This is a genomic window from Streptomyces sp. NRRL S-118 (genome assembly GCF_000716335.1).
Taxonomy (GTDB): Bacteria; Actinomycetota; Actinomycetes; order Streptomycetales; family Streptomycetaceae; genus Streptomyces.
In genome coordinates this window covers 256,769-281,760 of the sequence record NZ_KL591003.1, presented here as the reverse complement: position 1 = coordinate 281,760, position 24,992 = coordinate 256,769, and the positions used below count along the sequence as shown (strand labels likewise).

The window sequence follows — 24,992 nt, the reverse complement described above, 5'->3', positions numbered from 1 at the left end:
GGAGCTGGAACACATACGTCGTGGTGGCACGGCTCCATAAGGTGCGGAGCATGACCGCACCCCACCCCACCGTCACCTCCCTCGACCTCGGCGGCCGCACCGCGCTCGTCACCGGTGCCGCGAGCGGCATCGGCCGGGCCTGCGCGCTGCGGCTCGCGGCCGTCGGGGCCAAGGTCAAGGCCGTCGACCGGGACGCCGACGGCCTCGCCGCACTGGCGGCACTGGCCGAGGCGTCCCAGGGCCTGGCCGGTGCGGTCGAGCCGCACGTCCTCGACCTCACGGACCTCGACGCCGCCGAGGAGACCGCGGCCGGCACCGACATCCTCGTCAACAACGCCGGGCTGCAGCGCGTCAGCCCGATCGAGGACTTCCCGCCGGAGGCCTTCCGCACGGTCCTGACCGTGATGCTGGAGGCACCGTTCCGGCTGATCCGGGGAGCGCTGCCGCACATGTACGGGCAGGAGTGGGGCCGTATCGTCAACATCTCCTCCGTCCATGGGCTGCGCGCCTCTGCCTACAAGTCCGCCTATGTGGCCGCCAAACACGGTCTGGAGGGACTGTCCAAGACGGCCGCCCTCGAAGGCGCTCCGCACGGGGTCACCTCCAACTGCGTCAACCCCGGCTACGTCCGCACCCCGCTCGTCGAGGCCCAGATCGCCGACCAGGCGGCCGCCCACGGCATCCCGGCCGGGCGGGTCCTCTCCGACGTGCTGCTGAAGGACACGGCGCTCAAGCGGCTCATCGAACCGGAGGAGGTCGCGGAGGCCGTCGCCTACCTCTGCGCGCCGCAGGCCTCGTTCATCACCGGTACGTCACTCGTCCTCGACGGCGGCTGGACCGCACACTGAGCACGGTCACGGCCCGAGCGGGGGCGGCGCGGGCGGTCGAGGCGCGAGCGGGGGCGGCGGGGGCCGAGGGGGCCCGCGGGACCGCCGACCGGTCCGCCGCCGGGTTTTCCACAGGGCTGGTGCGACCCCCCGTACGGCAGGTATCCCTGTGACCATGTCCGACGAACAGCTCTCCTACCTGGAGCTCCTCGCCCGCGGCGCGGCCGCCGAGGCCTACGACCGGCCCGCGCTGCTCGCCCGTGCGAGCGGCGCCGGCCCCGAGGCGCTGGCCGCACTGGAGCACGCCAAGCAGCTCGCGCTGCGCGTGCGCGCGGAGCTGGAGGGTCGGCGGCGGAGGGAGGCGGAGCTGTCCGCGCTGTTCGAGACGGCACACGACCTGGCCGGACTGCGCGACCTGGACGCCGTGCTGCGCGCCATCGTCCAGCGCGCGCGTTCCCTGCTCGGTACGGAGGTCGCCTACCTGAGCCTCAACGACCCGGCCGCCGGCGACACCTACATGCGGGTCACCGAAGGCTCGGTGTCCGCCCGTTTCCAGCAACTGCGCCTGGGCATGGGGGAGGGGCTCGGTGGGCTCGTCGCCCAGACCGCCCGGCCGTACGTGACGGAGAGCTACTTCGACGACGAACGGTTCCGCCACACCCGCACCATCGACTCGGGCGTACGGGACGAAGGGCTCGTGGCGATCCTCGGCGTGCCGCTGACCCTGGGGAGCCAGGTCATCGGCGTGCTCTTCGCCGCGGACCGCCGCGCCCGTGTCTTCGAGCGCGAACAGGTCGCGCTGCTCGGCTCGTTCGCGGCGCACGCCGCCGTCGCCATCGACACCGCCAACCTGCTCGCCGAGACCCGGTCGGCGCTGGCCGAGCTGGAGCGGGCCAACGAGATCATCCGCGCCCACAGCGGAGTCATCGAGCGCGCCTCCGAGGTCCACGACCGCCTCACGGAGCTGGTGCTGCGCGGGGGAGGCGTCCATGACGTGGCCGCCGCCCTGTCCGAAGTCCTCGGCGGGACCGTCGGGTTCACCGAAGGCCCGCTCCCGGGCGCGGCGCACGGCGACGGCCGGGCCGTGCGGCACGGGGACGACTGGGTCGCGGCCGTCTCGGTGGGGGGCGAGGTTCTCGGGGCGCTCGTCCTGCGCGGCCACCCGGACCTCGATCCGGTCGACCGGCGCACCCTGGAGCGCGCCGCCATGGTCACCTCCCTGCTGCTGCTCGCGCGCCGCTCGGCGGGTGAGGCGGAGCAGCGGGTACGCGGCGAACTGCTGGATGACCTGCTGGACGCGCCGGAGCGCGACCGGCGGCTGCTGAGGGAACGCGCCGCCCGCCTCCGTGCCGACTTCGACGCCCCGCACGTGGTTCTGGCCGCCCGGATCGACCGGTCGGCGCCGGGCACCCACGAACGGGACGTACCCGAGCGGGACATGCGAGGACGGGACTCGACGGCACGGGACTCGACGGGACGGGACGCGACGGGACGGGACGCGACGGGACGGGGCGCGAGGGGAGGGGACGTGACGGGACGCGACGGAGTGCCGCCCGACGGCGTCCTGCCGGGGGACACCGCCGTACGGGAGAGCGCCGACCGGCAGCGCCTGTGGTCGGCCGCGTCCCATCTGGCGGCGACCCGGCACGGGCTGGCCTCCGCACGCGACGGCGGCACCGTTCTGCTGCTGCCGCTCACGTCCGGCGACACCGCGGCCGGCCTGGCCCGCCATGCGGCCAAGCACCTCGGCGGCGCCCTGCGCGAACCGGTCACCGTCGGCGCCTCCTCACCGGTCGACGCGCCCGCCGCCCGGCCGGGCGCGATATCCCCGGCGTACGCCGAGGCCCGCCGCTGCCTGGAGGCACTGCGGCTGCTCGGACGCTCGGGGGAAGGCGCCGCGGCCCAGGACCTGGGCTTCCTCGGGCTGCTGCTGGCGGACTCACGTGACATCGCCGGCTTCGTCGACCGCACGATCGGACAGGTCGTCGCGTACGACCGGCGCCGTGGCACCGACCTCCTGCGCACGCTGGACGCGTACTTCGCCAGCGGGATGAGCCCCGTGCGCACCAAGGACGAGCTCCACGTCCACGTCAACACCGTGGCCCAGCGCCTGGAGCGGATCGCCCGGCTCCTGGGCCCGGACTGGCAGTCCCCGGCACGTGCCCTGGAGGTGCAGCTGGCGCTGCGGCTCCACTTCATGTCCGCCGCGGTCGCACGCTGAAACGGCCGGCCGCCCCCGCGCGGGGGCGGCCGGCCGTTCGGCTCCGCGGGGTTCCTCAGCGCACGACCACGGCCCGCTCGTCCTCGACGGCGTCCTCCGCCAGGTCACGGCTGCGGGTCTCCCGCGCGCACCCGATGGCGACCACGGTGAGCAGCGCCGCGGCGATGACGTACAGCGCGATCGGCGTGGAGCTGTCGTGGTCGGCCAGCAGCGCGGTGGCGATGAGGGGAGCCGGCGCACCGGCGGCGACCGAGGAGAACTGCGCACCGATGGAGGCGCCCGAGTACCGCATCCGCGTCGCGAACATCTCGGAGAAGAACGCAGCCTGCGGTGCGTACATCGCTCCGTGCAGCACCAGACCGACGGTCACGGCGAGCAGCAGGCTGCCGAAGCTCTTGCTGTCGATCAGCGCGAAGAAGGGGAACATCCATGCCCCGACCCCGATCGCACCGATCAGGTACACCGGGCGCCGCCCGATGCGGTCGGACAGGGCGCCCCACGCCGGGATCACCGCGAAGTGCACGGCGGAGGCGATGAGAACGGCGTTGAGAGCGGTCTGCTTGCTCAGCCCGGCCGACGTGGTCGCGTACACCAGGATGAACGCGGTGATCACGTAGTAGCTGATGTTCTCCGCCATCCGGGCGCCCATCGCCACCAGCACATCACGCCAGTGGTACCGCAGCACGGCCACGAGCGGCATCCTCTCCAGTTGTCCGGTCTCGGTCCTGCGGGCCTCGGCCCGGGCCAGCGCGGCCTTGAAGACGGGCGACTCGTCCACGGACAGCCGTATCCACAGGCCGACGATCACCAGGACACCGGACAGCAGGAACGGGATGCGCCAGCCCCATGAGGTGAAGGCGGCGTCGGACAGCAGGGCGGTGAGCGCCGACAGTACGCCGGTGGCCAGCAACTGCCCGGCTGGCGCCCCGGTCTGCGGCCATGACGCCCAGAACCCGCGCCGCCGGGCGTCACCGTGCTCCGACACCAGGAGCACCGCCCCGCCCCACTCGCCGCCCAGCGCGAACCCCTGCACCAGCCGCAACACGGTGAGCAGCACGGGAGCGGCGGAGCCGATCGTGGCGTGCGTCGGCAGCAGCCCGATGGCGAAGGTGGCCCCGCCCATCAGCAGCAGGCTGAGGACGAGCAGCTTCTTTCGCCCGAGCCGGTCGCCGTAATGCCCGAACACCAACGCCCCGAGCGGCCGCGCGGCGAAGCCGACGGCGTACGTCAGGAACGACAGCAGGGTGCCGACGAGCGGGTCGGAACCGGGGAAGAACAGCTTGTTGAACACCAGCGCTGCGGCGGACCCGTAGAGGAAGAAGTCGTACCACTCGATGGTGGTGCCGATGAGGCTCGCGGCGACGATGCGCTTGAGGCTGGACGGGGCTGGTGGAGCGGTCGCGGGGGAGGACATCGGCACCACTTCCTGGCGGTCGACGGGGACGCTTGCGTGTCGCCATACCGTAGGAACGCGCAGGTCAGAGACGTATGTGGTGGGACACCATAGTTCTGGGGTCGGGTGTGCGCGGGGCCACCATGGGGGCGCTGCCGGGGTCTCCGCGACGGCCTTGACGAGGCCGGGAGGGGAGCTGTCTAAGTTGCGCTATTCAGGCACGATTTGGGGGTGCCGTGCTGACTTCTGTGCGGGCTTGGTGCTGACGATTTCCGGCAAGCCTGCGAGACGTGCCGCATCGGCGTCATCGCGCGCCGCCATAGTGGAACTACGAGTCGAGGACCGGCTACTCCCGCGACAAGTTCCCGCACCGTGCTCGCTTCGGCGCAGCGCCAGGCGAAGCACACCGTCCCTGCCCCGACCGTGAACGTGAACGCTTCGGATAGCTCCGCCCCGTCCGACACAGTTCCTAGCGCCATTCCGCGGGGATGTGGGCCAACTGGGTCGCCATATGGTTGCCGATGTCGCCAGTCCTTACTGTCGACCGAGGAGGCGGAGCCCCGTCATGCCCGGACCGATGCCGGATCCCGGCCCACAGCGCGTCATCGCCGCCTCGAACTTCGTCTACACCGTCGGCAGCGGCCTCTACCTGACCGCTGGAGTCCTGTACTTCACCGAGGCAGTCCACCTTCCGGCAAGCCAGGTGGGCCTCGGACTCGGCATCGCCGGTGTCGTCTCGCTGGCCGTGGGCATCGCTGTCGGTCATCTCGCGGACCGGCACGGAGCGCGCGGTGTCTACGCGATCACCCTCGTCGTCCAAGCGCTGGCCACTGCCGGCTTCGTACTGGCAGACAGCTTCTGGCCGTTCGTCACCGCGGTAGGCACGGCCATCGGCGCCAAAGCGGCCGGATTAGCCGCACGCAGTCCGCTCATCAGGCACTATGGAGGGGGCCGACCGCAGGAATTCCGCGCCTGTCTCCGCGCCGTGACCAACGTAGGCATCTCCTTCGGCGCACTGCTGGCGGGCTGGGCCGTCCAGGTCGGCACCCTCCCCGCCTACCAACTCATGGTCATCGCCAATGCGGTTGCCTTCGCGGCTTCCGCAGCGATCCTGATCTACCTGCCGCCGGTCAAACCTGTCCCCGCCGTCGGCGGCCCCCGCTGGATCGCCCTGCGGGACCGCCCTTACCTCCTGCTCACCGCTCTCGACGGCATCATGGCTGTCCAGTTCAAGGTGCTCACGGTGGCCATACCGCTCTGGCTGGTCGCGGCCACCACTGCCCCGCGCTGGCTCATCTCGTGCACCATGCTCATGAACACCATCATCGTCATTGCGTTGCAGATACGAGCCAGCCGCAGCATCAATTCCCCAGCTGCCGGCGGAACCGCCTACCGCCGAGCCGGCGTGGCCTTCCTCGTCTCCTGCTCACTGATCTCCCTGTCTGCGGGGATACCAGCGTGGGCTGCTGCCACACTTCTCCTGGCCGCGATGGTGATCCACACGATCGGCGAACTGTGGCACTCTGCCGCAGGCTTCGAAGTGTCCTTCGCCCTCGCCCCACAGCATGCCACCGGTCAGTACCTCGGAGTGTTTGGCCTGGGCGCCGGACTGGCTGAAGCCCTCGGACCGGCCCTGCTGATCTCACTCTGCATCACCTGGGGCCGCCCCGGGTGGTACGTCGTAGGAGCGCTGTTCACCCTGACGGGACTGGCAGCACCATTCGCCGTCCGCTGGGCACAACGTCACCGGCGCGCTCAGCAGACACACCCAGAAGTCGCATGGAAGGTTGCAGCCGCCTGAAAGGGGTGGCTTCTGGCGCCGCTCCGGCTGTACGGCCCGTGCGCACACGAGAAACCTCGCGGGGTCACCAAGACCCTGCAGTCCGCACCGAGGAACGCGACCCACTGGTCGACACGCTCGATGGCGAAGGAACTGGGTCTGTCGCAGTCGACGGTGTCGCGCATCTGGCGGGCTTTCGGCCTGCATCCGCACCGCTCGCAGACGTTCAAGCTGTCCACGGATCGGACGAGGAGTCGCAGATCCAGGCGCTGGACCGCTTTCAGCCGGTGCTGCCGATGATGCCCGGAGTGCCGCAACGCGTCACGCACGACTATGTCCGCGCCGGCACCACCACCCTGTTCGCCTGGTGACGTCGTAGCGGTTGCCGCCAGTGAGCGCGATGCCGAGCGGCTTGAGGACCCCCGGTCGAGCGCCGGCGGCGACGCGTGCCGCCGCCCGCCCGCGGGGTGTCATGCCGTCGCTCCTCGGTATCCGGCGGGGAGAGCTGCATGTGGCCAGGATCACGCCAGTGGTCGTACCTACTGGTCGGTATGCTCGCAGGGAACCGGTTACGACAGGAGGCGCGATGTCTGCGACCAACCGCCAGATCCGTCTGGCAGCCCGCCCCGTGGGCGAGGTCAAACCCGACGACTGGGAGCACTGTGCGGGTTCCGTCGACGAGCCGGGCCCGGGCCGGTTCGCGGGACGGACACGCATGATCTCCCTGGACCCGGCGATGCGGGGCTGGCTGGACGACCGTCCCTCCTACCTGCCGCCGGTGGGCATCGGTGAGGTGATGCGCGCCGGATCGGTCATCGAGGTCACCGCATCGAACCACCCCGACTTCCAGCCGGGTGATCACGTGGTCGGAACCTTCGGCGTCCAGGAGTACGTGGTCTCCGACGGCAGGGGCGTCCTGAAGATCGACACGTCCCTCGCCCCGCCCTCGACGTATCTGGGCGCGCTGGGCATGCCCGGCATGACCGCCTACTTCGGCCTGCTGGACGTCGGGGCGCTGAAGGACGGCGAGACCGTCGTGGTGTCGGGGGCGGCCGGCGCGGTCGGCACCATCGCGGGTCAGATCGCGAAGGCCAAGGGCTGCCGGGTCGTGGGCATCGCCGGCGGACCGGAGAAGTGCGCGCTGCTCACCGACGAACTGGGATTCGACGCGGCGATCGACTACCGCGCCGAGGACGTCAGGAAGGCGCTGCGCGACCACGCCCCCGACGGCATCGACGTCTACTTCGACAACGTGGGGGGTGACATCCTCGACGCAGCCCTGACCCGGCTGGCGATGCGCGCACGCGTCGTGGTGTGCGGTGCGATCAGTCAGTACAACAACGCCACCCCGGTCAAGGGCCCCTCCAACTACCTCTCGCTGCTGGTGCGCCGCGCCCGTATGGAGGGCTTCGTCGTCTTCGACTACGCCAAGCGCTACGCGGAGGCCGCCCAGGAGATCTCCGCCTGGATCGGCGCCGGCCGCATCAAGGTCAAGGAACACGTGGTCCGAGGGAGCGTGGACGACTTCCCCGAGACGTTGCAGATGCTCTTCCGCGGTGAGAACGTCGGCAAGCTCGTCCTGGAGCTGGCATGACGGTCGCCGAGAGCGGGGCCGCGCTCCAGGGCAAGGTGGCGATCGTCACCGGCGGTGCCAGCGGACTGGGCCGGGCCACGGCGCTGGCGCTGGCAGAGGCGGGGGCACGCGTCGTGGTCGCGGACCTCGACGCGCGGGGCGGCCGTGAGGTGGCCGAGATGGTCGACGGCCATTTCCGTGCCTGCGACGTGTCCGACCTCGAGGCCAACCGTGCGCTGGTGGACTTCGCCGAGCAGCAGTACGGCGGGGTCGACATCGCGTTTCTCAACGCGGGGGTGGCGACCGGATGCGGCGTCGGCGACGACTTCGACCTGGCGCGCTACCGACGTGCGATGGGGGCCAACCTCGACGGCGTGGTGTTCGGCACCCATGCGGTCCTGCCGGCGCTGCGGGCCCGCGGCGGAGGAGTGATCGTGGCGACCGCGTCCCTTGCGGGCCTGGCGGCCGTACCGCTGGATCCGCTGTACGCGGCCAACAAGCATGCGGTCGTGGGACTCGCACGCTCCCTGGGACCGGCTCTCGCGCGTCAGAACGTGCGCTTCAACGCCGTCTGCCCGGGGTTCGCCGAGTCGCGGATCATCGACCACCTGCGCGACATGCTCTCCGAGCAGGAACTGCCGATCATCCCGGCCGAGGTCGTGGCGGACACGGTGCTGCGGATCGTCACCGGTGACGACACCGGGGAGTGCTGGTTCATCCAGGCCGGACGCGACCCGGAGCCGTTCCGTTTCCGTCATGTGCCGGGGCCGGGCAAGCCCGTCGGCATCTGACAAGGCTCACGGCAGTCCGTGTCCGTCACGGGCTGCCGGTGTCACTGCCCGGCGGTGGTCGCGGCATCGGCGGCCGAGCCGAATCCGTACACGGCGGGGCAGCGGACCGTCCGGCCGAGCCCGGCTGCTCCGAGCGGCCCGGTGGGCCGACCTCCGGCAGGCGACCCCGGATTCGCGCGGCAGCGGGCTGCGCGGTGCAGTCGCGCTCCCGTGGGCGTGGGTGCCCTGGCTCTGCTTCTGCTCGTCGAGTCCGCCGTCGGCAGTTCGGTGATCATTCGCTGCCGACGCGGACGTTCCCGCTTCCGGAGGCCATGCCCGCATTGCCACAGGACAGCCGGTTCACGATGAGCCGAACGATAGCCGGGGTGGCATCCGGCCTGGTGGTCGGCGCTGCCTCGTGGGGATCAGGTCGGCGCACGTGCCTCGTACGCTCGTCCCGAGGAAGGCCGCGATCCGTCCTCGACCAGCCGTCCGGCTCACCCACAGCTTCATCGAAAGGCATGTCACGATGACCACGTCCGACCACGCCGATCCCGCATCCGGTGTCGCCCGGGTCGATCACCGCACGGCGATCGCGGCGGAGACCGCCCGGTTCGTCGCAGCGGTCAGGGACGCCGACCTGGCTACCGCGGTGCCCAGCTGCCCCGGCTGGACGCTCGCCGACCTGGTCAAGCACACAGGCAGTGTCCAGCGATGGTTCTCGGCCCTGCTGCGGGCGCGCATCCAAGAACCCCCGCGCACACGTGAGGTGAACCTGCGACTCCCCGAGCAGGAGGACGGATACGCCGACTGGCTGGCCGAGAGCGCGACGGTGGCCGCGGACGCCTTCGCAGTCACCGACCCGGACCTTGCGATGTGGGCGTGGGGCGTCGACCAGCACGCCCGCTTCTGGGTACGCCGCATGCTCTTCGAGACGCTGCTGCACCGGGCCGATGCCGAGCTGGCACTCGGCCTCCGGCCCGTCATCGACCGTCCGGTCGCCGTCGACGGGATCGACGAGTTCCTCGTGAACCTGCCCTTCGCCACCTCCTTCGCCCCCAAGGTGGCCGACCTGCGCGGCCCCGACAGGACCATCCGCTTCCGCACGACCGACGGAGACGACGCCTGGCTCGTTCGCCTGCGGCCCGACGGCTTCGGACTGGACACGTCCCGTCCGTCCGCGGACACCGCTGACGCGACCGTCCGGGGAACCGCGGCCGACCTGCTCCTGCTCGTTTACGGCCGCCTGCCGTACGAGGCAGAGGCCCTCGCTCACGAGGGGGACGAGCACCTGCTGGCTCACTGGTTCGCCAACTCCGCCTTTTGAGGCCCGACGGGTGTGTGCCGAGGACGAGGACGCGGACGCAACGCGAGGTGACTTTCACCGGGCGGATGCCGTAACCGCTTCCGGTCGAAGCGACGGAGGGGCCATGGGTTGCCGCGTCCGCGAACACCTACTGCCTCCGGTACGCCGCACTGCCCCTTTTCTTTGATCCGGTGCCGTTGGCTCAAGAGGGCGCCCTGCGAAGTCGGCCACCGACCCGGCTGGTTCCGCGCCGACCTCGATGACTCAGGGCATGGCCATTGGTTCCAGCGGATGAAGCAGGAGGCGGAGGGGACAAGGGCCCGGTCACTACGAGCGGGCCCCGGCGGAGCCCGGATCGAGAAGGCCGGCGTTGACGACCGCGTGGCCGAAGGGGCTGGCGAGTTCGGCGAGACGCTCACAACCGGCGTCACCCAGGGTGGCGTAGGCGGGAAGGGCCAGACGGTCGGTGCGGTCCTCGATGTGCCGGCGCAGGAGGACGCCTTCCGGGCTGAGGGAGTCGCCGTCGAGGAGACCGCGCTCGCGTAGGCGCTGCTGGGTGCCGACCCACTCCTCCTCGGGCCATGCGCGGCTCGCCTTGAGGAAGGCGACGGGAACCTCACCGGTCGCGGCGTGCAGAACCAGGGCCTCCAAGCCCCCGACGCCCTCGCTCAGCAGGCACGCGACATGGCCGTCTCCACGGAACTCCCGGAGCAGTGTCTGGGCATGCCACAGCTGCAGCACCGGCTCCTCCGGCCAGGGCAGGGCGGCATGCGCGGCGAACAGCGGGCGGCCCTGCGCGTGGTCGCAGGCCGCCTCGGCGGCCCGGCGGGTCAGCGCCAGGACTTCGTGCAAGGCGGGCAGCTCGTGGATTCCCGCACGCCGCAGGGCTTCGCCTGCCGCGGCGTACCGCGCGTCCAACACCTGCTGCGGCGTCGTTGCGTCCCAGGCTCCGTCGACCGCCCGCCGTACGAGACGAGGGTTGAAGTTGTAGAAGGTCGAAATGACCAGCTCGGCGGATGCCCGGCCGAACGCGGCGCTCCGGGAGGTGAAGTACCCGGCGTGTCCGCTCAGTCCGAGGGCCGCGTACCGTCGCCGTGCTTCGGGGGCGAAGTAGATCATGGCGTGTACGGGCTCGAGGCGGCGCCAGGCCGCGCGTGCTGTGTTCACGGGGTCACCTCTTCGGAGAGTCGACGAGCGGGGTATCCGGAGAACGGGGTGTTCGCCGAGCGGGGCATTCGTCGGCCGGTTCAGTACTCGCCGTGCGCTCGCAGGTGTTCGAGCAACAGGCGGCTCAGCGTTTCGGGCGCCTCCTCGGGGACCCAGTGGCTGACGCCCTGCAGGGTCTCGAACCGGTACGGCCCATCGACCCACCGCCCGGTCTCCTGTGCCGCTGCCGGGCCGAACGCGCTGTCCTCCGTGCTCCAGACGTACAGCGTCGGCACGGCGATGGCGCCGATCGCTCCGTCGGGACGGCCGGCCCGGTACCAGTTCAGCGCCGCGGTGAGAGCGCCCTGCTGGGACAGGTGGCGCACGTAGGCGTCCGCACTGTCCGGCGGGACTTTTCCGGCGTAGAACCCGCGAAGCTCTTGGGCATCGTGGGCGAGCATGCGCTTCTCGGTCGCGGGTGTCTCGCGCCAGTCGATCATGTAGCGGGAGCGTGTGCGCTGGTCCTGGTCGGTGCGCAGGGTGGTGGCCAGAGCGCCGGGGTGCGGGGTCGAGACAACCGCCAGGGTGCGTACGCGGGCGGGGTGGGCGTGCGCGGTCCACCAGGCCACCGCGCCTCCCCAGTCATGGCCGACCAGATCGAACGCCGCCCAGCCCAGTTGCTCGGTGATCGCGACCACGTCGTCGACGAGGAGGCCGATGCGATAGTCCTCGGGTCGCCGGGGGCGGACGCCGGGGGAGTACCCACGCTGGTCGGGTGCCACCACGCGGTAGCCGTGCGCTGCCAGCGCCGCGATCTGCCGTTGCCACACCAGCCCCGTCTGCGGGAAGCCGTGCAGCAGCAGCACCGGGCGGCCGTCGGGCGGACCCGCCGCGATCGCCTCGAACCTGCCCGCACCCGTGGGGATGCTCAGTCGGGTCACGATCCCACCTCCCCATACCAACTGGTCGGTAGCCTTCAGGTAGGTGGAAGGGGCTGTCAAGGCCCGTGGTTGAACTTGACGCCGAATTCAACTATAACGAGTCGGGAGGTCGACTCCCGTCCCCGCTGTGGCCATGGCTCGTTGTCACCGGTCGCCCGAGGAGACGGTCAACCAGCTCTTTTCGCACCACAGTTGGCGTCAGGCCCCGCCCACCGACATCGATCCCCGGCCCACGGAGCTCGGATCCCCGGCTCATGGAGCTCACGGACGAACCGAACCAAGAGGAAGCACCGAGGCGACATGAGGGAAGCAGTCATCGTTTCGACGGCCCGAACGCCGATCGGAAAGGCTTACCGCGGCGCGTTCAACGACACCCAGGCGCAGGAACTTGCCGCCCATGCCCTGTCGCACGCCGTGCAGCGCGCCGGGCTCGAGGGAGGTGAGGTCGAGGATGTGATCTTCGGCTGTGCCGTGCAGCAGGGATCCACCGCTGTCAATGTCGCGCGACAGGCCGTTCTGCGTGCCGGACTCCCGGACACCGTGTCGGGGATGTCGATCGACCGGCAGTGCTCGTCGGGCCTGATGGCCATTGCGACGGCCGCCAAGCAGATAGTCGCGGACGGCATGCAGGTCGCTGTCGGCGGCGGTGTCGAGTCGATCTCCCTGGTGCAGAACGACCACATGAACACCCACCGCATGGAGGATCCCTGGCTGGTCGAGCACAAGCCGAGCATCTACATGCCGATGCTGCACACGGCTGAGGTCGTCGCCGAACGCTACGGCGTGAGCCGCGAACGCCAGGACGAGTTCGCGCTGGTGTCACAGCAGCGCACCGCGGCGGCGCAGGAGGCCGGCCGGTTCGACCAGGAGATCGTCGCGCTTCCCAGTGTCAGGAAGGTTCTCGACAAACGGTCCGGATGCGTGCGGGACGAGGAGGTCACCCTGACCCGGGACGAGGGCAACCGCGCGTCGACGACGCTCGAAGGCCTGGCCGGGTTGGCGCCGGTGCTGCCCGACGGTCAGGTCAGCGCGCATTCCACCGTCACGGCCGGCAACTCCTCGCAGTTGTCCGACGGGGCTTCGGCATCGGTGCTGATGGAGTCGAAGGAGGCCGAGCGCCGCGGACTGGAACCGCTGGGCGTCTACCGGGGTATGACCGTTGCCGGTTGTGGGCCGGACGAGATGGGCATCGGTCCGGTGTTCGCCATCCCCAAGCTGCTGAAGCAGCACGACCTCACCATCGACGACATCGGCCTGTGGGAGCTCAACGAGGCATTCGCTTCCCAGGCGCTGTACTGCCGGGACGAACTGCACATCGACCCGGAGCGGTTCAACGTCGATGGCGGCGCCATCTCGGTCGGTCATCCATACGGCATGACCGGTGCCCGCCTGGTGGGGCACGCCCTCATCGAGGGCAAGCGCCGAGGCGTCCGGTACGTGGTGATCTCGATGTGCATCGGCGGCGGCATGGGCGCAGCCGGGCTGTTCGAGGTCGCCTGAGGTGCCGGGGGTGACGGAAAAGGCGCGAAGCGCGGTCCTGGTGGACTTCGGCGGTGTCATCACCTCGAGTGTGTTGCGGGCTTTCACCGACTTCGGGGCCTCGCTCGGCGGCGACCCGGACCTTCCGCTGGAACTCCTCCGCCGGGACCAGCCGTCACGCACCCTCCTGGCGGACCACGAGTGCGGCCGTATCGACACCGAAGCCTTCGAGCGAGGATTCGCCGAACGTCTCCGCGTCCATGGCGCGGACGTATCCGCCGAGGGGCTCACGGCCCGGATGCAGGCGGGCATATCGATCGACCGGGACATGCTCGCGCTGCTCGGTGATCTCCGGGCCGTCGGCCATCCCGTTGCGCTCGTGTCCAATTCGTTCGGTACCGGAACCTACGACGGCGTCGACATCGCCGCTGTGGCCGATGTGATCGTCATCTCCGCCGAGGTCGGGATCCGCAAGCCCTCCCGGCGGATCTACGCGATCGCGTGTGAACGCCTCGGCATCGATCCGGAGGAGGCAGTCATGATCGATGATCTGCAGCAGAACCTCGACGGAGCGGCACGGCTCGGAATCGGGGGCGTCCTGCACACCAGCGCTGCCGACACCCGCCGCCGGCTCGCCGAACACTTCGGGATCACCGCCTGACCGATCGGCCGACCGGGCGCGGTGAGGCAGGTCGTCCGGCCGCAGGGTGTCCCGGACGAGCGCTACGGCGAGGAGGTCGCCGCGCTGATCGCCGCCCGGCCCCGGTTCGCAGCTCGGTGCGGCCGAGGTGTCGAGCCGGGCACGGGAGCGGCTGTCCGCATGCAAGATCCCGCGCATCGTCCGGTTCGTCGACGCGCCGCCCGAGGGCCCGACCGGGAAGGTCCTCGAGCGGTCCGTCGACGTACCGCTCCGACCCGCGCCACGGCGCCGGCGGATGTCGCCGCCCGCCGCCACTGAGCAGCCGTGCGGGTTTGTGATGGTGATGTCGGATTCAAGTAAAGTTCCCGGGATGGAGACCACCGCGCCCGAGGAGACCGACGGCGAGAAGGCACCGCCCATGGCGCCCCTCTCACAGCTCCGTGAGCCGCCTGCGACAAAGCGCGGAGCGCGGACACGGGCCGCTCTGGTGAAAGCCGCGCGGAAGGTGTTCGAACGGGACGGCTACCTCGACACCCGGCTGACCGACATCACCAAAGAGGCCCAGTGCGCGGCGGGATCCTTCTACACCTATTTCGCCAGCAAGGAAGAGGTACTGGCCGCCGTCCTCCTGGAGGCGCAGGAGGACATGCTGCACCCCGGCATGCGCCGGGTGCAGGGCACCGACGATCCCTATGCGGTCCTCGAGGCGAGCAATCGCGCCTATCTCGAGGCATACAAAAGGAACGCGAAGCTGATGGGCCTGCTCGAGCAGGTCGCTCAGGTGGAGCCGGAGTTCCGCGAGTTCCGGAGCCGGCGCGCCGACGCCTTCATCCGCCGCAATGCCCGCGGCATCGCCGACCTGCAGGCGCGGGGCGTCGCAGACCGTGATGTGGATCCGATGATGGCCTCACGCGCGCTGTCGGGCATGGTCAGCGTCATGGCCTACAACGCCTTCGTGATCGGCGAACAGCAGGAAGGAGGCACGCCTGTGGACTTCGACGAGCTCGTGTCCGCGGTCACCCGCCTCTGGGCGAACGCCCTCCGGTTCCCCGGCCACCGCTGATCGGGCGGCTGGACCGTCTGCCTCACAGCACCCGGCACCGCCGGGTGCCTCACTTTCTCGCCTCCCTCACGATGGTCGGTCGTCGGCTGCGGCCCGTGCCGGAAGGGTGAGGATCATCTTGCCGGTGCTGCCGCCTCGGAGCATGCCGAGGAATGCCTCGACGTCGTTCCCGATGCCTTCCACGGCGGTCTCCTCCTGGTGGAGCACCCCGTCGCGGATCCAGACCGACAGGTGCAGGTTCCGTACGAGGATCCGACCGGGGCCGGGCTCGGCGACGGGAACCTCGCGCAGGGCGAAGTCCTGCGGCCGGGGCACACCGTTCGGGCGGGCGACCAGGTGGCATTCGCGGCCGGTGGTGGGGAGAGTGCTCATGGCGGAGTGTCTCTCCGCCGCGTTCAGCACGGCTGGGAGGATCAGCCGAGTGGCTTGGCGAGGACGGCCTTGCGGTGGCTGAAGGTCTCGATGGAGTAGCGGCCGTGGTAGCTTCCCATGCCGCTCTCCCCGACGCCCCCGAAGGGCAGGTCGGAAATGGTGAGATGGGCCAGCGGCAGGCCGAACCCGAGACCGCCGGAGGACGTTTCGGCGGCGAGCCGCTCCCGGGTGGCGTCCGATTCGGTGAACGCGTACAGGGCGAGCGGCTTGTCGCGGTCGTTGATGAAGTCGATGGCCTCGTCGAGCCCGGCCACTTCGACGATCGGGAGGATCGGGCCGAAGATCTCCTCCTGCATGACGGGTGCGTCCGGTGACACCTCGGCCAGGACGGTCGGCGCGATGTACCTCGTCCCGCGGTCGTGCACGCCGCCGGTGGCCCGACGGCCGGAGCCGAGGAGAGCGGTCAGCCGGTCGAAGTGACGTTCGTTGACGATACGGCCGTACTCCGGGGAGGCGATGGGGTCGGGCCCGTACAGCCCTTCGATGGCCTTGGCCAGGGCGGCTTCCAGAGCGCGCGCGGTCTCGGGGTCGGTGAGGACGTAGTCGGGCGCGACGCAGGTCTGCCCGGCGTTGAGGAACTTCCCGGCCGCGAGGCGGGCAGCGACGGTGCCCAGGTCGGTGCCCCGGTCCACGAACACCGGTGACTTGCCGCCCAGTTCGAGGGTGACGGGCGTGAGGTGCCGGGCGGCCGCGGCCATCACGATGCGGCCGACCGTGCCGTTGCCGGTGTAGAGGATGTGGTCGAAACGCTGCTCGAGCAGGGCAGAGGTCTCCGGGACCCCGCCTTCGACCACGGCCACCGCGTCCGTGTCGAGGTACCGCGGCACGAGGCGGGCGAGTGCGGCGGAGGTGGCCGGGGCCAGTTCGCTGGGCTTGGCGACCACCGCGTTGCCCGCGGCCAGGGCACCGACCACCGGGGCAAGCAGCAGCTGCGCCGGGTAGTTCCAGGGGGCGATGACCAGTACGACCCCCAGGGGGTCGTACTGCGTCCAGGCACTCGCCTCGCCGATGAACGCGGGGATGGGGGCCGGTTCGGGGCGCAGCCACCCGTCGAGATGCTCCAAGGTGTGGTCGATCTCGCGTATGACGAAGTCGATCTCCGTGCGGTACGCCTCGGTGGAGCTCTTCGTCAAGTCGGCGTGGAGCGCCTCGGCGAATGTCTCCCCCTGCTCGGTGAGCAGGGTACGCATCCGGTGCAGTTGCTCGGTGCGCCAGGCCACGGGCTTGGTCCTCCCGGCGCGGAAGGTGGCACGCAGCCGGGCGACGAGCTCGGCGGGCTGCTCGGGGGCAGGGTTGTTCATGGTTCCCTCACAGGTGCGGTACGGGGGCGGGGGCGTTGTCGCCGCGCCGCGGGCAGCCCGGGCGCCGGCGCAGGCAGGGGTGATCAGCCGTGGTTCAGGAGGTCGATGAGGTTCCGTGCGAGCTGCGCCGAGGATGCGGGGTTCTGACCGGTGTGCAGATTGCGGTCCGCCACGACGTGCTCGCTGAACGGGGCCGCGGCCCGGAAGTCGGCCCCCACTTCCACCAAGCGGTCCTGGAGCAGCCACTTGGCCTTGTCGGCGAAGCCTGCCGCGGTCTCCTCGGTGTTGGTGAAGCCGGTCATGCGGTAACCGGCGAACGGCCAGCTGCCGTCCTCGCGCCGGGCGGCGAGCAGGGCCGCGGGGGCGTGGCACAGCACGCCGAGCGGCTTGCCGGAATCCAGCGCCGCGGTGAGCAGGCGGCCGGAGCCGGCGTCCACGGCGAGGTCCTCCATGGGGCCGTGGCCACCGGGGTAGAGGACGGCTGCGTACGCGCCGAGGTCGACCTCCTCGAGCTTGACCGGGTTCTCCAGGTCGGCGCGGATGGAAGCCAGGTACGCGGCGATCGCGTCGGCCTGCTCCCTGCCACCGGTGGACTCGGCGGCAAGGCTGACGGCGTCGACGGTCGGAGCCACGCCGCCGGGTGTGGCGATGGTGACATCGAACCCCGCCTCCCGGAACAGCCGGTGCGGTGTGGCGAGTTCCTCGGCCCAGTAGCCGGTGGGGTGCAGGGTGCCGTCGGCGAGCGTCCAGTGGTCGGCGCCGGTGACGACGAACAGAACTGCGGTCACAACTGTCTCCTTCGAGGTGCGCGCAAGTCGCGCGGTGGTGGGGGCGGGGTGCCGGTGCTGATGCGGCGGCGAGCGATGGTTCAGGCGACGGCGATGATGATCTTGCCGCGGGTGTGACCCTCGCGGTTGAGGCGCTGGGCGTCGGCGGCCTGCTCGAGCGGGAAAACGGCGGCCACGTCCACCCGCAGCTCCCCGCGCTCGGCAAGTTCGGTGAGGGCCTGCAGGTCCCGGCTGTCGGGCCGCACGAAGACGTACCCGCCACCGAGGCCGAGCACGGCGCCGTCGACAGCCGAGGCCAGACGGCCGCCCTCGGCAAGCAGCCCTGGCGAGACCTTCAGGGCGTCCCCGCCGACGAGGTCGAGGACGGCATCCACGCCCTGCGGCGCGAGGGCGTGGACACGGTCGGTGAGGCCGTCGCCGTAGCCGACCGGCTCCGCTCCCAGTCCTCGCAGGTAGGCGTGGTTGTGCTCACTGGCGGTGCCGATGACCCGGGCGCCGAGCGACCTGGCGATCTGTACGGCCAGAGAGCCGACGCCGCCGGCCGCGGCGTGCACCAGCACGGTGTCGCCGGCCCGCACCCGCAGGGATCGTGTCAGCGCCTGGTATGCGGTGAGGCCGGCCAGCGGAAGTCCGGCAGCCTCCTCGAAGGAGAGGGTGTCGGGCTTGCGGGCGAGCGTACGGACCGGGGCGGCGACGTACTCGGCGAAGGTCCCGCGGGAGACGAAGTCCTCACGGACGTAGCCGATCACCTCGTCGCCCGGAGTGAACTCGGTGACCCCGACGCCGGTCTCCTCGACGACGCCCGCCACGTCCCAGCCGGGGATGACGGGGAAGACGGCGTCCATGACGGCGTCCAGGTACCCCGCCTGGATCTTCCAGTCGACCGGGTTGACGGAGGCGGCCTTCACACGGACCAGGACGGTGTCCACGCCGAGCTTCGGGTTCGGTACATCGCCGTACTCCAGGACCTCAGGGCCGCCGTAGGTGCGATAAGTGATGGCCTTCATGGGGATGACTCCTTGTGCAGTGGTGGTGCGGTGGTGCGGATCGCGGTGGGGCTCGTCAGGCAGCGGCCGTGGCAGCGGCCGGCTCCGGCGCGGGCAGGCGCTCCCCACGGGGCGCCCGCTCTCCCCGTTCGAGCCCGACCAGCGAGAGGGCCAGGACGAAGGCGAAGGCGATACCGGCCAGGGTGAAGCTCAGGGTGAACTGGCTCTCGGCGGGGAGCGGGGGCACCCCGGCCGGAAGGTTCTCGATGGTCCGGGAGGCGAGCAGTGAGGTGATCAGCGCGCTGCCGATCGCGCTGCCGACGGACCGGGAGATGGAATTGATGCCGTTGGCGATGCCGGTCTGGTGGGGTGGTACCCCCGCGACGATGAGGGCGGGCATCGCGGCGTAGCCGAGGCTGATGGCTGTTCCGACAGCCATTCCGGCACCGATGACCGAGGGGGTCGACGAGTGTGCGGCGGCCAGCCACCCGAACCCGGCGACGCCGATCATCGCGCTGAGGGCGAGGGTGAGGCGTGGTCCGATCCTGCGGATCAGCACGCCACCGAACTGGGAGACGACGAGGGACGCGATGGTGCTGGGCAGCAGGTACTCGACGGAGGCGCGGAGAACCGAGGCGCCGAAGCCGTAGCCTGCGACATCCCTCGGCACCTGCGCCAGGTAGGAGACGCCGAGGAACTGGGCGAACATCCCGAATCCCACGAAGAGGCCCGCGAGGTTGCTGAGAAGCACCGGGCGGTGGAGGAACATCCTCATGTCGACCATGGGTTCACGGACGCGGCTCTCGGTGAGGCTCCAGACGCCGGCCATGACGACCGCTCCGGCGAAGCTGCCCAGCGTACGGGCGGAGGTCCAGCCCCACTCGTGCCCCTGGGAGATCGGCAGCAGCAGGAGAACCAGGAAGAGGCCGAGGGTGAGGGCGCCGAGTATGTCGGTGCGTCCACCGGTCCTGGTGCGGCTCGCCGGTACGAGGAGGACGACGGCGAGCAGAGTGACCACCGCGAGGCCGGTGGCCAGCCAGAAGACGTGGTGGTAGTCGGCGTCCTCGCCGCGGGTCAGCAGGCCGGTGGTGACCAGTGCGAAACCGCTGCCGAACGCCAGGGTGCCGCTGACCAGCGCCATCGCTCCCGGCAGACGGCGGGCAGTGACCTCCTCGCGGAGCACCGACAGGGCGAGCGGGAAGATCGCGGTGGCGGCACCCTGCAGCACGCGACCGACGATCAGCCAGAGCAGCGAGTCGGTCGTGGCGGCCATGACGGAGCCGACGATCATCACGGCCAGCACGCCGATGAGGGTCGGCTTCTTGCCGTGCTGGTCGCCGATGCGGCCGAGCAGCGGGGTGAAGACGGCCGCCGAGAGCAGGGTCGCGGTGGTGACCCAGCTGACCTCGGCGGAGCTGGCCCCGAGGCTGCTCTGGATCAGGCCGAGTATCGGCACCACCAGTGTCTGCATCATCGACACGATCATCGCGGCGAGGCTCAGGGCAAGGATGACAGCGGTCTGGGCCCGGGGTCGGCCGGGCGGCGGAGCGAGGGGTTGTGACACGGGTGCGTTTCTCCGGTGCGGGGTGGGGCTCGGCGGCGGGAACCAGGCGGGGAACTGGTCGGAGGGGGGTAGATGCTTGATGCAGCCAAGCAATAAGGGAGACGGTAGACGTCAATGGTTGATGAAGTCAAACATTGAGCTTCGCCTACACTTGAGGTATGGCCCACAGCACCGACCCGCTCGCCGACCGCTCCGCTGCGCAGCACGGAGACCCTGCCCACGACGCACTCATGGAGCGCTTGGCACGCGCCGCTGCCGGCTACTACCGGGACCTGACCTCGGCGGCCGCACTGCACGGCCTCACCATGACGCAGGCCAAGATGCTCATCCTGCTTCGGCAACCGCTGCCCATGCGCGCCCTCGCGGGGCGACTCGCCTGCGACGCCTCCAACATCACCGGACTCGTCGACCGGCTCGAAGCGCGTGGACTGGTCTCCAGGCATGCCGACGCGGCCGACCGGCGGATCAAGAACGTGGTCGCCACCGAAGAGGGGAGGGAGGCGGTCCGCCTGATCCGCGCCGACATGCGGGCCACCTCGGCAGCCTTTGCGCGTCTGGACGAGGAGGGCCGCCGCAGTCTCTACGAGCTGCTCGGGCGCCTGCACCCCGAGGAGACGACCTGATCGCGGCCGGGTCCGACCGCCGCGCAGGTCGACCCGGGGAACGGTGGCGCCCGGCTACGGAGCTGGTGGCCGGATCGCGGCGCCGGGCCGGTGCAGGGCCTCGATGAACGCCTCGCCCTCGGCCTGCCCGGCCGAACGCCCAGCGCCGTCGAGGCGCTGCTTGCCCATCCGGCCCGTCGTCCCTGAGGGGGCGGCTCCGGGTGGGGGCCGGCTCGCGCCGGGGGAACGGCTGCCTCCACCTCGAGGCGAACGAGTCGGCCGGCAGCAGAGCCGGGGTGGCTGGGTGGTGCTCCGACCGGCCTCGGGCTGCGGGACATGGCCTGGGCTGTGTCGAGAGGTGGCGCCCGCGGAGGCCGTCCGGGGCGACAGCGGTGACCGGCGTGGCGGATCCGGCCAGAGTGTCAGTGCGGCCCGGCCGTCCTCCGGTGCGGTGTCGAGGAGCCGGGCTTCGGGGGGTTTGTTCTCACAGGCCGGGTCGACGACAAGGGTCTGCCCGGTCGCGCGGTGCTCGGCGAGAACTGCCGGGCCGTCCCAGGCGCACTTGCCGGGGTCGCGCGGCGCGTCGGCTGCCCCTTCGACTCACGGACGACCTCGCCGCCGCCGAAGGCCGCCTCGATTCCGCTGTGCGGCCGGCTTCCCAGCCGCCGCCGGCGGCGGCACCGGCGAAGACCTGGGCCTGAGGCCGGCGCGCGCCGTCTACGGCGCGGCGGTGCGGGCGGCGGGCCCGGAGCCCATGGTGATGACGTTGCGGATCTCGCTCACGCCGTCTTCTCCGGGGCGATCTCCTCGATCAGGCCCTCGACGAGCTTCTTGATCTCGTCACGGATCGGCCGGACGGCCTCGACGCCCTGGCCCGCCGGATCCTCGAGCTTCCAGTCCAGGTAGCGCTTGCCGGGGAAGACCGGGCACGTGTCGCCGCAGCCCATCGTGATGCAGACGTCCGACGCCTTGACCGCGTCCACGGTGAGGACCTTCGGGGTCTGGGCGGACATGTCGATGCCGACCTCGCGCATCGCCTCGACCGCCGCCGGGTTCACCTGGTCGGCCGGGGCGGAGCCTGCCGAACGGACCTCGACCCGGTCCCCGGCCAGGTGGGTCAGCCAGGCGGCGGCCATCTGTGAGCGGCCGGCGTTGTGGACGCAGACGAACAGGACGGAGGGCTTCTCGGCCATCGGAGGTCTCTCTTGTCTCACGACGAAACAGGCGTGTCAGTGTTGGCTGACGTCAGCACCCGTTGGTGTCAGCTGTCACTGATGTGTGACAGTATCAGCCCATGATGACGTCAGTCGACACTGAACTGATCCGGGTCCTGGCCGACCCCCTCAGGCTGCAGATCGTGACCCTGCTCGCCCGCGAGACCCTCTGCACCACCCACCTCGTGGAGGAAACGGGCGCCCGCCAGACGAACCTCTCCAACCACCTGAAGGTGCTGCGTGAGGCCGGGGTGGTGGAGACCGAGCCGTGCGGTCGCTTCACGTACTACAAGTTGCGGCCCGACGTCATCGCCCAGCTCGCCGGACGGTTCGCCGAACTGGCCGAGACCGCTCGTACCGCCGCCGACAACAAGAGGGCCTGCCCGTGACCCGCACCGAAGCACCCGCGACCGTCGACGCATCGTCGGTCGTTGCGAAGCTTTCGACGCTCGACCGCTTCCTCGCCGTGTGGATCCTGCTCGCCATGGCTCTCGGGCTCGGCCTCGGACGGCTGATCCCCGGCCTGAACGACGCCCTGGCGAAGGTCGAGATCGGTGGCATCTCCCTGCCGATCGCCGTCGGCCTTCTGATCATGATGTACCCGGTCCTGGCGAAGGTCCGGTACGACAAGCTCGACGCCGTCACCGCCGACAAGAAGCTGATGATCTCGTCCCTGGTCATCAACTGGGTCCTGGGACCCGCGGTGATGTTCGCGCTGGCATGGATCTTCCTGCCGGACCTGCCCGAATACCGCACCGGCCTGATCATCGTCGGGCTCGCCCGATGCATCGCCATGGTCATCATCTGGAACGACCTGGCTTGCGGCGACCGCGAGGCGGCGGCTGTGCTGGTGGCGCTCAACAGCGTGTTCCAGGTCCTCGCCTTCGGTGTGCTCGGCTGGTTCTACCTGGACCTGCTGCCCGGCTGGCTCGGCCTCGGCAACGGAGAGTCGCTCGACATCTCCATGGGGAAGATCGCGCTCAATGTGGTCATCTTCCTGGGCGTGCCGCTGCTCGCCGGCTTCCTCACGCGCCGGATCGGTGAGAAGAAGCTCGGCCGCGAGTCCTATGAGGGCAGCTTCCTTCCGAAGATCGGTCCGTGCGCCCTCTACGGGCTGCTCTTCACGATCGTGATCCTCTTCGCCCTCCAGGGGAAGACGATCACCTCGCAGCCCCTCGACGTGGCGCGGATCGCGATCCCGCTGCTCGTGTACTTCGCGGTGATGTGGTTCGGCACCTTCCTGCTCGGCAAGGTCATCGGCCTGAACTACGACCGCACGGCCACCCTCGCCTTCACCGCGGCCGGCAACAACTTCGAGCTCGCCATCGCGGTCGCCATCGCCACCTTCGGCGTGACGTCCGGCCAGGCGCTGTCCGGCGTCGTCGGCCCGCTGATCGAGGTTCCGGTCCTGGTGGCGCTGGTGTACGTGTCGCTGGCCTGGCGCAAGAAGTTCACGGCCGCCTAGTGGCTCGACGCACGGATGTGGTGGTGATCGGCGGCGGCCAGTCGGGGCTCGCTGCCGGGTACCACCTGCGCCGCCTCGGACTGGACTTCATGATGCTGGATGCCCAGCCCGAGGCGGGCGGGGCGTGGCGGCACGTATGGGATTCGCTGCACCTGTTCTCGCCGGCCGCGTACTCCTCGCTGCCGGGACGGCTGATGCCGCCTCGGCCGGGCGGGACGTACCCCGGGGCGCAGCACGTCATCGACTACCTCGCCGACTACGAGAAGCGCTACGACCTGCCCGTGCAGCGCGGCGTCCACGTGCGGGCGGTACACCGCGACGGCCTGTTCCTGCGGGTCGAGACCGACTCCGGCGAGTGGCGTGCCCGGGCTGTCGTCAGCGCGACGGGTAGCTGGTCGAGGCCCTTCATCCCGGCGGTGCCGGGCCGTGCGGCCTTCCATGGGACCCAGCTCCACACGGTGGAATACCGCAGGCCGCAGGAGTTCGCGGGCCGGCGGGTGATCGTGGTCGGCGGCGGCAACTCCGGGGCCCAGATCGCCGCCGACCTCGCATACGACACCGACCTGACCTGGGTGACCCTGCGGGAACCCCGCTTCCTCCCCGACGACATCGACGGCCGCGCCCTCTTCGACGCCGCCACCGCGCGTCGTCGTGCCCTTGACGAGGGCCGTGCCGACACCGGCGGGGTCGCCTCGCTCGGCGACATCGTCGCCGTACCGCCCGTACGGGGAGCACGTGATGCCGGACGTCTCAAGGCGTCGCCGATGTTCGACCGCCTCACGCCGGCCGGCGTCGCCTGGGCCGACGGTCTGACCGCCGAGGCCGATGCCATCATCTGGTGCACCGGGTTCCGCCCGGCCCTGTCCCACCTCGCACCGCTCGGTTTGCGCGGGCCGCGGGGCCACATACCCACCGCCGGCACCCGCGCCCTCGCCGAGCCCCGCCTCCACCTGCTCGGCTACGGCGACTGGACCGGCCCTGCCTCCGCCACCCTGATCGGGGTCGGCCGCCCGGCCCGCGAGGCCGCCCGCGACATCGCGGCGCTGCTCTCGACGGATCGCTGACGACCTGCCGGGCCCGCGCGGCTGCCTCATCGGGGGGAGCGCGTAATGGATCTCGGACTCACCAGGGCGGGCGCGTCGCGTACGAGGTCTCGTGCCCGCGCGAGGGTGTCCTCGATGGCGATGGCGATGGCCTGACGGTCATGGGCAGGTCGACGGCCCTGCCACCCGGACACCCCTCACCGGAGCGCTCGATGGGGGTCGTCCCGCTTCAATGGACTGTCGATTGCGCCGAACACCGTGGCCCCGCGCGGATTCCTTCACCCGGTGCTTCGTCGCGTTCTGCCGCGAGGTGGAACCGGAGGTGGAACAGCCACTTGTGGTGCACCCGTCGACGCCGCGGCTGTCGTGCCCTTCCAGCCCCGGGAACACGGATGGCCTCCATGGACCGGGGTCGTGGTGACGTGCCGACCCGATGGCTGTTCAGGCGGCGGTGTACC

Annotated in this window: 22 protein-coding genes and 1 pseudogene; 14 read left to right on the top strand and 9 right to left on the bottom strand. The window is 70.6% G+C overall.

All coding sequences use genetic code 11. The features are described 5' to 3' along the window. The first annotated feature begins 50 nt into the window (after nucleotides 1-50). Entirely contained in the window at nucleotides 51-848 is a 798-nt protein-coding gene (locus tag IH00_RS0107950; RefSeq protein WP_031071065.1) for a 3-hydroxybutyrate dehydrogenase, read from the top strand. 154 nt (nucleotides 849-1,002) lie between these two features. Continuing rightward, nucleotides 1,003-3,048, top strand: coding sequence for a helix-turn-helix domain-containing protein (locus IH00_RS0107945; RefSeq protein ID WP_039946627.1), 2,046 nt, complete (start codon nucleotides 1,003-1,005; stop codon nucleotides 3,046-3,048). Nucleotides 3,049-3,103: 55 nt separating this feature from the next. Here IH00_RS0107945 and IH00_RS0107940 read toward each other — a convergent pair whose 3' ends face one another. After that, nucleotides 3,104-4,462: an MFS transporter gene (locus IH00_RS0107940; protein ID WP_039946529.1), complete on the bottom strand. Its 1,359-nt coding sequence runs from the start codon at nucleotides 4,460-4,462 to the stop codon at nucleotides 3,104-3,106. Nucleotides 4,463-5,006: 544 nt separating this feature from the next. On the opposite strand from IH00_RS0107940, the gene IH00_RS0107935 reads away from it, so the two are divergent. The 5 genes and pseudogenes from IH00_RS0107935 (at nucleotide 5,007) to IH00_RS0107915 (ending at nucleotide 9,891) form a co-directional block, all read left to right on the top strand. Continuing rightward, entirely contained in the window at nucleotides 5,007-6,242 is a 1,236-nt protein-coding gene (locus IH00_RS0107935) for an MFS transporter (RefSeq protein ID WP_031071059.1), read from the top strand. A 63-nt stretch (nucleotides 6,243-6,305) separates the two neighbouring features. Beyond that, nucleotides 6,306-6,586, top strand: a pseudogene (locus IH00_RS39985) (IS630 family transposase); the annotation flags it as partial. Nucleotides 6,587-6,807: 221 nt separating this feature from the next. Next, entirely contained in the window at nucleotides 6,808-7,815 is a 1,008-nt protein-coding gene (locus IH00_RS0107925) for an NADP-dependent oxidoreductase (protein WP_031071057.1), read from the top strand. After that, complete coding sequence (locus tag IH00_RS0107920) at nucleotides 7,812-8,585, top strand: SDR family NAD(P)-dependent oxidoreductase (RefSeq protein WP_031071056.1); 774 nt, start codon at nucleotides 7,812-7,814, stop codon at nucleotides 8,583-8,585. Before IH00_RS0107925 ends, IH00_RS0107920 begins: the two co-directional genes overlap by 4 nt. Nucleotides 8,586-9,093: 508 nt before the next feature. Continuing rightward, nucleotides 9,094-9,891: a maleylpyruvate isomerase family mycothiol-dependent enzyme gene (locus IH00_RS0107915; protein ID WP_031071054.1), complete on the top strand. Its 798-nt coding sequence runs from the start codon at nucleotides 9,094-9,096 to the stop codon at nucleotides 9,889-9,891. A 306-nt stretch (nucleotides 9,892-10,197) separates the two neighbouring features. Here the strand turns inward: IH00_RS0107915 and IH00_RS0107910 are convergent, their stop codons facing one another. Together IH00_RS0107910 and IH00_RS0107905 are read right to left on the bottom strand one after the other, a co-directional pair. Continuing rightward, nucleotides 10,198-11,037 carry an SCO6745 family protein gene (locus IH00_RS0107910; RefSeq protein WP_031071052.1) on the bottom strand — a complete coding sequence of 280 codons (840 nt, stop codon included), beginning with the start codon at nucleotides 11,035-11,037 and terminating at the stop codon, nucleotides 10,198-10,200. 80 nt (nucleotides 11,038-11,117) lie between these two features. Then, entirely contained in the window at nucleotides 11,118-11,960 is an 843-nt protein-coding gene (locus IH00_RS0107905; RefSeq protein ID WP_031071050.1) for an alpha/beta fold hydrolase, read from the bottom strand. A gap of 297 nt (nucleotides 11,961-12,257) precedes the next feature. Here IH00_RS0107905 and IH00_RS0107900 point away from each other — a divergent pair, with 297 nt between their 5' ends. The 3 genes from IH00_RS0107900 to IH00_RS0107890 all read left to right on the top strand — a co-directional run bounded on the left by IH00_RS0107900 (nucleotide 12,258) and on the right by IH00_RS0107890 (nucleotide 15,139). Next, nucleotides 12,258-13,457, top strand: coding sequence for an acetyl-CoA C-acyltransferase (locus IH00_RS0107900; RefSeq protein ID WP_031071048.1), 1,200 nt, complete (start codon nucleotides 12,258-12,260; stop codon nucleotides 13,455-13,457). A gap of 10 nt (nucleotides 13,458-13,467) precedes the next feature. After that, on the top strand, nucleotides 13,468-14,097 hold the full coding sequence (locus IH00_RS0107895) for an HAD family hydrolase (protein WP_039946624.1): 630 nt from the start codon (nucleotides 13,468-13,470) through the stop codon (nucleotides 14,095-14,097). A gap of 349 nt (nucleotides 14,098-14,446) precedes the next feature. Continuing rightward, the gene (locus IH00_RS0107890) at nucleotides 14,447-15,139 is read left to right on the top strand and encodes a TetR/AcrR family transcriptional regulator (protein ID WP_031071044.1); all 693 of its coding nucleotides are present in this window, start codon (nucleotides 14,447-14,449) and stop codon (nucleotides 15,137-15,139) included. 66 nt (nucleotides 15,140-15,205) lie between these two features. Here the strand turns inward: IH00_RS0107890 and IH00_RS45400 are convergent, their stop codons facing one another. The 5 genes from IH00_RS45400 to IH00_RS0107865 all read right to left on the bottom strand — a co-directional run bounded on the left by IH00_RS45400 (nucleotide 15,206) and on the right by IH00_RS0107865 (nucleotide 20,210). Then, nucleotides 15,206-15,511, bottom strand: coding sequence for a hypothetical protein (locus tag IH00_RS45400; protein WP_031071042.1), 306 nt, complete (start codon nucleotides 15,509-15,511; stop codon nucleotides 15,206-15,208). 41 nt (nucleotides 15,512-15,552) lie between these two features. Next, entirely contained in the window at nucleotides 15,553-16,872 is a 1,320-nt protein-coding gene (locus IH00_RS0107880; RefSeq protein WP_031071041.1) for an aldehyde dehydrogenase family protein, read from the bottom strand. An 83-nt stretch (nucleotides 16,873-16,955) separates the two neighbouring features. After that, nucleotides 16,956-17,660, bottom strand: coding sequence for a type 1 glutamine amidotransferase domain-containing protein (locus tag IH00_RS0107875; protein ID WP_031071039.1), 705 nt, complete (start codon nucleotides 17,658-17,660; stop codon nucleotides 16,956-16,958). Between the two features lie 80 nt (nucleotides 17,661-17,740). Next, nucleotides 17,741-18,667 (bottom strand): NADP-dependent oxidoreductase, encoded by a 927-nt coding sequence (locus IH00_RS0107870; protein WP_031071038.1) that lies wholly within the window; start codon nucleotides 18,665-18,667, stop codon nucleotides 17,741-17,743. Between the two features lie 55 nt (nucleotides 18,668-18,722). Beyond that, complete coding sequence (locus IH00_RS0107865; protein WP_031071036.1) at nucleotides 18,723-20,210, bottom strand: MFS transporter; 1,488 nt, start codon at nucleotides 20,208-20,210, stop codon at nucleotides 18,723-18,725. Between the two features lie 158 nt (nucleotides 20,211-20,368). Here IH00_RS0107865 and IH00_RS45230 point away from each other — a divergent pair, with 158 nt between their 5' ends. Continuing rightward, complete coding sequence (locus IH00_RS45230) at nucleotides 20,369-20,833, top strand: MarR family winged helix-turn-helix transcriptional regulator (protein ID WP_324615774.1); 465 nt, start codon at nucleotides 20,369-20,371, stop codon at nucleotides 20,831-20,833. A 758-nt stretch (nucleotides 20,834-21,591) separates the two neighbouring features. Here IH00_RS45230 and IH00_RS0107850 read toward each other — a convergent pair. After that, nucleotides 21,592-22,005 carry an arsenate reductase ArsC gene (locus IH00_RS0107850; RefSeq protein ID WP_031071032.1) on the bottom strand — a complete coding sequence of 138 codons (414 nt, stop codon included), beginning with the start codon at nucleotides 22,003-22,005 and terminating at the stop codon, nucleotides 21,592-21,594. A 101-nt stretch (nucleotides 22,006-22,106) separates the two neighbouring features. Between IH00_RS0107850 and IH00_RS0107845 the strand changes: the two genes are divergently transcribed. Genes IH00_RS0107845 through IH00_RS0107835 form a run of 3 tightly spaced genes read left to right on the top strand, consistent with a single transcriptional unit; the run spans nucleotide 22,107 to nucleotide 24,555 of the window. After that, nucleotides 22,107-22,415, top strand: a complete 309-nt coding sequence (locus IH00_RS0107845; protein ID WP_031071029.1) for an ArsR/SmtB family transcription factor — start codon at nucleotides 22,107-22,109, stop codon at nucleotides 22,413-22,415. After that, on the top strand, nucleotides 22,412-23,491 hold the full coding sequence (gene arsB / locus IH00_RS0107840; RefSeq protein WP_031071027.1) for an ACR3 family arsenite efflux transporter: 1,080 nt from the start codon (nucleotides 22,412-22,414) through the stop codon (nucleotides 23,489-23,491). The genes IH00_RS0107845 and arsB overlap by 4 nt, the downstream gene beginning before the upstream one ends. Further along, the gene (locus IH00_RS0107835) at nucleotides 23,491-24,555 is read left to right on the top strand and encodes an ArsO family NAD(P)H-dependent flavin-containing monooxygenase (protein WP_031071025.1); all 1,065 of its coding nucleotides are present in this window, start codon (nucleotides 23,491-23,493) and stop codon (nucleotides 24,553-24,555) included. The genes arsB and IH00_RS0107835 overlap by 1 nt, the downstream gene beginning before the upstream one ends. Nucleotides 24,556-24,992: the final 437 nt, after the last annotated feature.

What these genes read in the sequence shown, in the direction of transcription:
- IH00_RS0107950 (WP_031071065.1), top strand. Translation starts at nt 51, where the DNA reads ATGACCGCACCCCACCCCACCGTCACCTCCCTCGACCTCGGCGGCCGC.
- IH00_RS0107945 (WP_039946627.1), top strand. Translation starts at nt 1,003, where the DNA reads ATGTCCGACGAACAGCTCTCCTACCTGGAGCTCCTCGCCCGCGGCGCG.
- IH00_RS0107940 (WP_039946529.1), bottom strand. Translation starts at nt 4,462, where the DNA reads ATGTCCTCCCCCGCGACCGCTCCACCAGCCCCGTCCAGCCTCAAGCGC.
- IH00_RS0107935 (WP_031071059.1), top strand. Translation starts at nt 5,007, where the DNA reads ATGCCCGGACCGATGCCGGATCCCGGCCCACAGCGCGTCATCGCCGCC.
- IH00_RS0107925 (WP_031071057.1), top strand. Translation starts at nt 6,808, where the DNA reads ATGTCTGCGACCAACCGCCAGATCCGTCTGGCAGCCCGCCCCGTGGGC.
- IH00_RS0107920 (WP_031071056.1), top strand. Translation starts at nt 7,812, where the DNA reads ATGACGGTCGCCGAGAGCGGGGCCGCGCTCCAGGGCAAGGTGGCGATC.
- IH00_RS0107915 (WP_031071054.1), top strand. Translation starts at nt 9,094, where the DNA reads ATGACCACGTCCGACCACGCCGATCCCGCATCCGGTGTCGCCCGGGTC.
- IH00_RS0107900 (WP_031071048.1), top strand. Translation starts at nt 12,258, where the DNA reads ATGAGGGAAGCAGTCATCGTTTCGACGGCCCGAACGCCGATCGGAAAG.
- IH00_RS0107890 (WP_031071044.1), top strand. Translation starts at nt 14,447, where the DNA reads ATGGAGACCACCGCGCCCGAGGAGACCGACGGCGAGAAGGCACCGCCC.
- IH00_RS45400 (WP_031071042.1), bottom strand. Translation starts at nt 15,511, where the DNA reads ATGAGCACTCTCCCCACCACCGGCCGCGAATGCCACCTGGTCGCCCGC.
- IH00_RS0107880 (WP_031071041.1), bottom strand. Translation starts at nt 16,872, where the DNA reads ATGAACAACCCTGCCCCCGAGCAGCCCGCCGAGCTCGTCGCCCGGCTG.
- IH00_RS0107870 (WP_031071038.1), bottom strand. Translation starts at nt 18,667, where the DNA reads ATGAAGGCCATCACTTATCGCACCTACGGCGGCCCTGAGGTCCTGGAG.
- IH00_RS45230 (WP_324615774.1), top strand. Translation starts at nt 20,369, where the DNA reads ATGGCCCACAGCACCGACCCGCTCGCCGACCGCTCCGCTGCGCAGCAC.
- IH00_RS0107850 (WP_031071032.1), bottom strand. Translation starts at nt 22,005, where the DNA reads ATGGCCGAGAAGCCCTCCGTCCTGTTCGTCTGCGTCCACAACGCCGGC.
- IH00_RS0107845 (WP_031071029.1), top strand. Translation starts at nt 22,107, where the DNA reads ATGATGACGTCAGTCGACACTGAACTGATCCGGGTCCTGGCCGACCCC.